This is a genomic window from Flavobacteriales bacterium, assembly GCA_020435415.1.
Classification (GTDB): domain Bacteria; phylum Bacteroidota; class Bacteroidia; order JACJYZ01; family JACJYZ01; genus JACJYZ01.
This window is the reverse complement of record JAGQZQ010000109.1, coordinates 1-9,490: the sequence shown is the minus strand read 5'-3', so window position 1 is coordinate 9,490 and position 9,490 is coordinate 1. Positions and strand designations below refer to the sequence as shown.

8 protein-coding genes are annotated in these 9,490 nt (G+C 48.0%); 6 read left to right on the top strand and 2 right to left on the bottom strand.

Annotated features, from left to right (window positions below):
- Window positions 1–318 precede the first annotated feature (318 nt).
- From KDD36_13415 to KDD36_13400, 4 genes are all read left to right on the top strand, one after another.
- Window positions 319–558 (top strand): GIY-YIG nuclease family protein, encoded by a 240-nt coding sequence (locus KDD36_13415; GenBank protein ID MCB0397647.1) that lies wholly within the window; start codon window positions 319–321, stop codon window positions 556–558.
- Between the two features lie 212 nt (window positions 559–770).
- Complete coding sequence (locus KDD36_13410) at window positions 771–1,013, top strand: GIY-YIG nuclease family protein (GenBank protein ID MCB0397646.1); 243 nt, start codon at window positions 771–773, stop codon at window positions 1,011–1,013.
- A gap of 187 nt (window positions 1,014–1,200) precedes the next feature.
- Complete coding sequence (locus KDD36_13405) at window positions 1,201–2,184, top strand: c-type cytochrome (GenBank protein ID MCB0397645.1); 984 nt, start codon at window positions 1,201–1,203, stop codon at window positions 2,182–2,184.
- Between the two features lie 737 nt (window positions 2,185–2,921).
- Window positions 2,922–4,226, top strand: coding sequence for a T9SS type A sorting domain-containing protein (locus tag KDD36_13400; GenBank protein ID MCB0397644.1), 1,305 nt, complete (start codon window positions 2,922–2,924; stop codon window positions 4,224–4,226).
- A gap of 541 nt (window positions 4,227–4,767) precedes the next feature.
- Here KDD36_13400 and KDD36_13395 read toward each other — a convergent pair.
- Together KDD36_13395 and KDD36_13390 are read right to left on the bottom strand one after the other, a co-directional pair.
- Window positions 4,768–6,180, bottom strand: coding sequence for a thiol oxidoreductase (locus KDD36_13395; protein ID MCB0397643.1), 1,413 nt, complete (start codon window positions 6,178–6,180; stop codon window positions 4,768–4,770).
- 3 nt (window positions 6,181–6,183) lie between these two features.
- A complete protein-coding gene (locus KDD36_13390) occupies window positions 6,184–7,359 on the bottom strand; it encodes a hypothetical protein (GenBank protein MCB0397642.1) in 1,176 nt (391 codons plus the stop codon).
- 188 nt (window positions 7,360–7,547) lie between these two features.
- On the opposite strand from KDD36_13390, the gene KDD36_13385 reads away from it, so the two are divergent.
- On the top strand, window positions 7,548–7,934 hold the full coding sequence (locus tag KDD36_13385) for a DUF302 domain-containing protein (protein ID MCB0397641.1): 387 nt from the start codon (window positions 7,548–7,550) through the stop codon (window positions 7,932–7,934).
- A 1,184-nt stretch (window positions 7,935–9,118) separates the two neighbouring features.
- On the top strand, window positions 9,119–9,400 hold the full coding sequence (locus tag KDD36_13380) for a transposase (GenBank protein ID MCB0397640.1): 282 nt from the start codon (window positions 9,119–9,121) through the stop codon (window positions 9,398–9,400).
- Window positions 9,401–9,490 lie beyond the last annotated feature (90 nt).

Here is a 9,490-nt window from a genome sequence, read left to right as displayed (position 1 = left end):
CATAGCTCTTACGCCAGTAAGAAGCGACGGCGGGCTTTTTTGTTTCAGTACTTCTGGCAGTCTATCGTGAGCCGGGCTTCGGCGGTTGAAAACCGCTATCACATTCGAATCAAAGTATACATTTGTTAATGGTGAGCCTGAAGTAAGAAGCGACGTCGGGCTTTTTGCTTATAGCTCGCTGGCAGTCTATCGTGAGCCGGGCTTCGGCTTTCAAGCGACATAGCCTTGGCGGAGTAGCTGGTTAAAAACCGTTATTATCTGCCATTTTCTCTATCTTGCATATATTACAATTGAGGGCAAAACCATATGTATTTACTCATGGAGTATTTTGTCTATACCCTCTTTTGTTCTGATGGCGCATACTATACAGGTTGCACCCATAACCTGGAAGATCGCCTTGACCGCCATAATAGGGGTTCGGTGCCTGCAACCAGGAACCGAAGGCCTGTCCTGCTGGTCAGCTACACGGCTTTTTCCGATAAGTACAGAGCTTTCTATTTTGAAAAATACCACAAGTCTGGATCAGGAAGAGCGTTTTTGAAGAGGCATTTGATATAAGAGTGTATTGCTTCGCCCGCCATAGCTTCTCGTAACACGAGAAGCGACGTCGGGCTTTTTGCTTATAGCTCGCTGGTAGTCTACCGTGAGTCGGGCTAGGGCTTTCAAGCGACGCAGCCTTGGCGAAGTAGCTGGTTGAAAACCGCTATTATCTGCCATTTTCTCTATCTTGTATCCATTACAATTGAGGGCAAAACCATATTTATCTACTCATGGAATATATTGTCTATGCCCTCTTTTGTTCTGATGGTGCATACTATACAGGTTGTACCCATAACCTGGAAGATCGCCTTGATCGTCATAATAGGGGTTCAATGCCCGCGACCAAGAACCGAAGGCCTGTCCAGCTGGTCAGTTATACGGCATGCGTTGCTGTAGCTGAAAGCTACGAAATAGACCGACGAAGGTGCAACCTTCGCCGAACATCAGGTTTACATCCAGCACATGTTGGCTAATCTCCAAGGCCTTTTTTCTAATATCTAATGTCTATTATCTATTTTCTAATGTCCATTTTCTAATATCCATTGCCCATTTCCATTGTCCACCTTCTGATTCCCAACTCCCCAAACAAACCAATAGCAACCGATTTGACGGATGTCTCTTTTTCTCTAATTTCACCGTCAAATTTCAAATCTCCGCATCATGAAAATTCTGAAACGCGTTCTGATTGCCCTGCTTCTTATTGTGGCAGTGGTGGTGGTTTACGTACAACTCAGCTGGCACAAGAGTTATGACGAAATAGCATTGCCTGATCTCCATGCGAGTACGGATTCGGCGGTTATCGCCAGGGGAAAGTACCTGATCTTTGGTCCTGCGCACTGCGCGACTTGCCATGTACCGATGGATAAGATCAATGATGTGGATCAGGGTGCTGTTATTCCGTTAAGCGGTGGATGGGAACTGGCCATCCCACCCGGAACCTTTCGTGCACCTAACCTGACGCCGGACCCTGAGACGGGCATCGGTCATTTCAGCGACGGACAATTGGCGCGCGCCCTGCGTCATAACGTGCGGGCAAACGGCGATCAACTGTTTCCGTTCATGCCTTTTCAGGACATGAGCGATGCGGATATCGTGGCCATCATCTCCTACCTGCGCAGCCAGGAGCCTGTGAAACACGAGATGCCACAAACCGAACTCTCCTTTCTTGGCAAGGCATTAACGGCTTTCGGTGTGGTAAAGCCTACGAGTCCTGAAACAGAACCACCAAAGACGGTAGCTATTGAGCCAACAGCAGCATATGGGGGATACATTGCCAACAGCATCGCCAATTGTCGGGGCTGTCACACCGAAAGAGACCTGAAAACGGGTGAGTTTACCGGGGAGCCGTTTGCCGGTGGCTTTGCGATGCCAGCCGACGGGTTCACCGAAGGTTATTCCTTTGTGACCCCGAACCTGACCCCAGATGAGGAAACAGGTGTGATGGCATTATGGACGGAAGATGCTTTTGTCGGTCGTATCAAGGCCGGCCGGGTACATCGCACCTCGCCTATGCCATGGGGGGTGTTCTCACGGATGGACGAGGTGGAGATTCGTGCCATCTACAAGTATCTCAAATCCCTGAAGCCTGTTAAGAACCAGATTCCGAAAACGGTATTTGAGCCGGGTGAAGAGATCCCAGGGTAGGGGATGTGGGATGTATGATTTGGTGATGTATGATGTATGATGTACGATGTGTGATGTGTGATGTGTGATGTGTGAAGGGGGCGTGGATTCATATATATCACCAAATCATCAAATCACCAAATCATATATCTAGCCCCGATGTTAGGCGAAGGTTTCCGGATTCCTGCGGTCCCGGGACACGCGCACCTTCGTCTGTCTATCCTGTAGAATTTACTACGTGTAGTTACCCCTTACTTCACAAGATCACGAGGGTTGTGACCGGAAGATGCCCACAGATGAAGTTTTACGGCATGTGTTGCTATAGCTGAAAGCTATGAAATAGACCGACGAAGGTGCAACCTTCGCCGAACCCCATTTCCACCAACCCCTATCCGCCCTGGTCTACAGTCTGCTTTTCAAATGTCTGCTTTCTAATGTCTATTATCCGGTGTCTATCTTCTATTGTCTAATATCTGTTGTCTTTTATCCATCACCAAACCAGCCTGCCTGCGCTATGGCTAATGCTTCGGCTGGCAGGCCAGCCTGCCCTGCAATGGCCTAAGCGGCGGCTGGCAGGTCACCACATCATACATCACCAAATCACCAAATCAAATATACCCCATAAGCCAACCTTCCCCGGGTAACCCAACGCGTCACGCACTGCCTACTGTCTCCTGCCTACTATCTGCCTCCATCTCCCAACATATTCATCCAATACACTTTATAGCTATATTTACCGCGAACCAAATCCGATCCGTATGAAAAAAATCTACACCATTTTCTTTGCCTCATGCCTGGCCGTTGCTGCCATTGCACAGAATCTTGAAATTGCCGGAAGCACAAATGCCGTGGGAGGTGTTTCGTGTTTCTATTATGACGCCATCGATAACCTCACCTACGTGGTGGGATCGCTTAGCAGTGCTGATGGCAATCCGATGAAAGGTGCCGCTGCATGGAACGGCTCAAGCTGGACCGCCATCGGTGACCCGAGTGCTTTGGGCAGCATAACCGCCATGAACGACATTGTTCGCTGCAACGATACCTTGTGGACGATAGGTATCGGTGTGACGATAGACGGTTCGTATCCCGGACGTATCCTGGCCTACTGGGATGGAGCTGCCTGGGTGAGCTCCGGTTATGGCATCTTCGGGAACAGTCACTATCTCGCGGTGTTGAACAACCGCCTGTGGGTGGCCGGGAACATCAGCGGAGGTATGCCTGTGGACAGCACCATTTCCGCCTATGAGAGTCTGGGAAAGATGGCCTACTGGAACGGTCATAAGTTGGTGGCGGATGCCAATTACAATTCAATGTTCGACAGCCCCAATGACATTATCGAATATAACGGCAAGCTGTATGCGAATGAGCGGGTATATGATGGCAACACCTGGTCCGACTGGAGCATAGACCTGGTCAATGGCTCGGCGGAGATCAAAAAGATGTTTGTACATAAGGGCAAGTTGTATGTGTCCATAGAACATAGCACAAACAACTACATCCTGCAATATGACGGAAGCACGATCGATACCGTTGCGAATAACATCGACCACAACGTGACAGATATGGCTTCCATGGGAGATAACCTGGTGGCCTGTGGTAACTTCAACAGTTTTGATGGCGGCACCTTTGAAGAGGTGGCGGTCTGGGACGGCAATACCTGGACCGGCATTGATGATCTGCTGGGTGGTAATGTGAACACGCTTGGAAACTATAACGGACAGCTGCTTTTGTCTACCATTGAAGGACATCCGATCTACAGCGACGCGACCCAGTCAAACGTAGGTTCTGTGGCTACATTCGGTGATCCGCTGCCTACATCGGTGGTTTCGGTTTCACGCCGTGAAGGCATGGTGTATCCGAACCCCAGCAACGGTACATTTACCTTGACGGGTATTTCGGAAAAAACCGAAGTGCGGGTATTCAATGTTCTGGGAGAAGAAGTGAGCCGCAAAATTATTTCCGGTCAGGATATGATCCAGCTGGGTGATGTGCCGGCCGGAATGTACACGCTGAGGTTACAATCACAAGATGGCTTGAGGATTGAAAACATCGTGGTGCAATAAGCATATTGAGTTTCATGAAAAAGCCCGGTTGAGAAATCAGCCGGGCTTTTTTGAGATATGAATTTCTTCCAAAGTGATTCTTTGGTTAGGCGAAGGTTGCACCTTCGTCTTTTTATCTTGTAGCATTCGCTACATATATATATATATACTACCAGGGTTTATATGATTTATCACGTTTATACAGTTCCATTTGTTAGGATAATAGCGGTATTACGGTAGATGGCCGATGGCATTATAACCGCTGCAAACCGAAGAATGAACCGACGAAGGTGCAACCTTCGCCTAACGTCCGTAGTCATAGGTATGAAAGTTTTCCAACGTGATTTTGCCTAACGTCCTGTGTTATGCGAAAGTCACGACAACGACGGAACACCGGCAGCATAGCCGGGGTTGAAGCGGTTACCCCGCATACGATCAGTGACGGCAGGAATGGTTTGCATACTTTACTCAAGTGGTATGTGGCTGACCCAATGCTACGCGGGTAAAAGCGTAAAACCCGAAGGTCGTTGGGGAATGCGATAAACCATTCGCTTCAAAAAAATCACAACGACTCCAGAAACTTCAGCACCGCATTTCGTTCGGCGTTCGACAGTTTACCGAAACTGTTCTTCGATGATTCCGCTTCACCGCCGTGCCACATAATGGCTTCGGTGATGGTGCGTGCGCGACCATCGTGAAGAAGGTAGGTGTGCCCGTTCACCGTTTTGATGAGCCCCAGTCCCCACAGGGGTTGGGTGCGCCATTCGTTTCCGCTGGCCCGGTAGTCGGGACGACCGTCGGCGAGGCCTGGTCCCATATCGTGTACGAGGAAATCGGAATACGGACGTATTTCCACATTGTTCAGCGCGGCAATGGGAGATGTGTTGCCGGTTGTGAACTTTGACGTGTGGCATTTCTCACAGCCGATGTTGTTGAAGATGGCTTTGCCCTTCAGCACGGTTTCATCCATGTAGTCGCGGCGGACAGGAACGCCGAGCGTTCGCACATACAACACCACCTTGTTGAGATCGGCGCTGTCTATTTCGGGTTGTCCACCATTGGGTGCTTGCTGGCAGTCGTTTTGAATGGACGTACAATTCTCATTGCTAAAAAGCCACGTGGTGATTCCCAGGTCGCCCAGGAAGGCACCTGCGGTCTGGTGTGGCAGACTGGCTACATTCGCCTTCCAGCCGAAGCGCCCTGGTTGGGTGGTTTGACTGATGGCGTCAAAAACGTGATTGATCTTTCCTGAGATGCCATCGCCGTCCTTATCAAATTCATCCGCCAAAAATATCAGATCACTTTCCCGGATATTCTCGACCAGTCCGAGTCCGATGATCTGCTGTCCGATCCTGGGCGATACCATGGCGTCGGGCTGCATGTTGCCATAACCCGGATTGGTGAAGGTGTAGGTGGGGGTGCGTAATGTGTATGGTTGACCATCCGGAAAGTGGTAGGTGTTGTCGGTATACGTCACAACAAATTCCCCTTCGCCGGCGACACCCTGTACGGCATGCTCGTTCAGCTGACCTCCGTAGTTGGGTTCCGGGAGGGGTTCTCCATGTGATCCGGCACCGGGTATACTTAACCGGAAAAGCAGTCCCTGGTTGATGAACGGCTGGCCACGCCCGTCCTTCAGATGACAACTTCCGCATGCCCGGGTGTTGAACAGCGGACCGATTCCATCACGCGCCGTGGTAGAGGAGGGGGCTTCTACCCAGTTCTGATTGAAAAAAGAATTTCCTACGAAGAAATCCAGTTTCTCATCACCGGCAACGCCGGGAATCTGATAATTGAATGCGAGTGCGGATTCGTCAAAAATGGTACGTACACCGGCGGAAAGTTCTTCTCCTTCTTCGTACTCACCGTTGCCGTTCCGGGACAAATCCAGATGGGGATCCTTGGTACAGGCATGGATCACCACGGACATACAGCAGATTGAAAAAAGAAAACGAAGTACCGGTGTTCTCGTCATTGATTACTGAAGTTGAACGCCTACCGCAGCGGCGGCATCTTTAATTTTCAGTTCGAGTGTTTGCAGTTCGGTGATGGCATCCAGCACTTTTGGTCTTTCAGCGGGCAGTACGATCGCCTGGTCAAAGGGTATATACATGGCGCTGATCTTGGTGAGGGAGCTGGCCAGATAATCCACCACCGCCTGATTCTTATCCGCACTGTAAAGTGCCACCAGGTCTTTCAAAGCATAGCCTGATATGACGATCCCGTTGGATGTTTTATATGTTCCGAGGTAGAGATTTTCCATCCCTTTTGCATTCAGGTAAATGTCGCGGTGGGTGTTGTCTGAGAAGCAGCTGTGTTCATCTTCCTGATCCATGTTATCGTAGGCGGTGTACATACGTTCGCCGGAAAGTTCAGTGCCGCTCAGCACCTTCAGACTGTTAAATATTCTATGCAGTGCGGTTTCGTTGCTCAAAGCTACAAATGTTTCCGAGTAGCTGTTGGTGGTGGCAGGATCCCATGCATCGCGCACCTGCTTGAGGGCGTCTACCAGGATCTCCGTAGCCAGACTAAGATATTGCTTCCGCCGGTCCTGATTGGATGCCGTGCCACCGGTTGTTAGGTAGTCGGTGTATGGGCGCATGCCTGCGGAATTTGCAGAGGTGTCTTGTCCCCAAAGTAGAAATTCAACGGCGTGATAACCGAGGGAGATGTTTTCTTCTCCACCGTTCTCATTGGCGCTGAACAATGTCGTCTTGCTGATGTTAGGGTAGGAGGTGGTGTTGTTGATGATGCCTGAGGTTGGATTGCCGATGACGTAATCCACATACGCCTCATCCATGGGCCAGGCGTTGATCAGGCCTTCGGGGCCATCCGTTTCGTTGTCGATGGGGCCATCGGCAAAACGGAAAGTCTCGGTGAGGCCATAGACCTCCCTGGCGTCCAGCCATTTTTGTTTGCATTCGTCAAAGCCTGTTGATGTGGGGTTGGCGATAAACGCTTCGATGGCGGTTTGTAATTTCAGGGTGGACACGTAGGCATCGTCATACACTGCATATGCGAGTTGGGCATAGGTTTGTTTGACCTGCACCTTTTGGGATGCGTATGGATCGGTATCGTCGGGTTCGGGCTTGTCTTTCTTACAGGCAGAAAGTACCGCAGAGAAAATCAGTAGAGGTAGAATATAATTTTTCACGCTGTTATTTTTTTGGCAAATGTCTGTGTAGGGCCTGCGTCCTGCAATACCATCATCAGGGTATATTTGAATTGACGGCGTTGGTGAATACCGAAAACAGGGTATCTCATTGATCTGAAATCCCTAATTTTAATGTTGAATTACGGGCAATGATTTTTTGACCTCCTCAACTTTTAATAAAGCAGAAAATGAGCTACTATTTTACCAAAACCCTAAACACCAGTTTTGATGACGCCATTGAAAAGGTCACGGAGGCGTTGAAGCAGGAAGGCTTCGGCGTGCTTACCGAGATTGATGTGCAGGCGACGCTGAAAAAGAAACTGGATGTGGATTTCAAGAAGTACCGCATCCTGGGTGCATGCAATCCCACCTTTGCGCACAAGGCATTGCAGAAGGAAGATAAGATCGGTGTGTTTCTTCCCTGTAATGTGGTTGTGGAAGAGAATGAGGATGGGGCTGTGGAAGTGTCGGCGGTGGATCCCATTGCATCCATGATGTCGGTTGAGAATAATTCGCTGGGTGAGGTGGCTGTCGAAGTACAGGGCAGACTGAAAAAGGTGATTGCGGAATTGTAGTGGTGTTTATAATTGATAGCGCGTACTTTCTTTTTTAACACAGAGCTTCACGGAGTTTCACGGAGGTGTTTTTGTGAGAGAGATTTCAGTGCTCTTTGTGTCTTCTTTGTGTACTCTGTGATTAAATTTAATAGATAAGTTTTAACACAGAGCTTCACGGAGATTTCACAGAGGTGTTTTTTGTGAGAGATCTCTCAGTGTTCTTTGTGTACTCTGTGATTAAATTTTTAATGGAAAAGTTTTAACACAGAGCTTCACGGAGTTTTCACAGAGTTTCACGGAGGTGTTTTGTGCGAGAGATCTCAGTGTTCTTTGTGCCTTCTTTGTGTGCTATGTGATTAAATTTTTAATAAATAAGTTTTAACACGGAGCTACACGGAGTTTTCACAGAGTTTCACGGAGGTGTTTTTGTGCGAGAGATCTCAGTGTTCTTTGTGCCTTCTTTGTGTACTCTGTGATTAAATTTTTAATAAATAAGTTTTAACACGGAGCTTCACGGAGTTTTCACAGAGTTTCACGGAGGTGTTTTGTGCGAGAGATCTCAGTGTTCTTTGTACCTTCTTTGTGTACTCTGTGATTAAATTTAATAGATAAGTTTTAACACAGAGTTTCACGGAGTTTTCACAGAGTTTCACAGAGGTGTTTGTTCTCTGAGAGAATATGATTTTTCTTTTTTCCCGTTTCACAGGCCCACCTGAAGATACCTTCATCTTAGGAAACTTTTATCGATCAACTTTTTGAAGCACGAACTTAATGGGGATATATTCCTAAAACATCATTGTTTTTTGATAACCCCGGATCATGCAATAGTTTTTCTGTTGCGGAGCAGATAATTCAGCGTGAAAGCGCATTCCTAATGCATAATCCGGGATAAACACTTTGCGCGTTGTACAGAAACATAACCGTTGTACATACTTTCCCTGCGAAACGTGCTTGAATATTTTACCGACCTAAGCAGTATTAAAAATATTGATCGGGTTTTTTTACTTAGGGTGTTTACTACTATAAGGACTGGAACATCGTAAAGTGAAAATATTTGTCAGGCATAATCCGGCGTTCATACAGTACAAATATCCACCTACCGGAAAAACAATTGAACTGGGCGTAATTCCTTGGTTTTGTATCAACTGTAGTGGTCGGGAAAATTAGGACAGGAATTTACGAATCTTTAAATTTCTGTCACTATGAAAAACACGAGAAGAAAATTTACCGCAGCGTTTAAGACCCAGGTTGTTCTGGAAGCGCTCAAAGAGCGGAAGAGTTTGCAGGAACTGGCAGCTCAATACAAACTTCATCCCAATCAGATTAGCAGCTGGAAGAAGGAATTTCTTGAGAACGCCGAAAGTGCTTTTGGTCAGCACGAGTCGATAGATAAGGCTGCCATTGAGAAGGAGAAGGATGAACTATACAACCAGATAGGCCGGTTGAAAATGGAGAACGACTGGTTAAAAAAAAAGGTGCTATGATTCCGCTTTCTGAACGGAAGAAGTTGCTGGATCCAAAAGGGACTGACTGGAGTATCTCCCAACAGTGTGATATGCTTTCGATAAACCGCA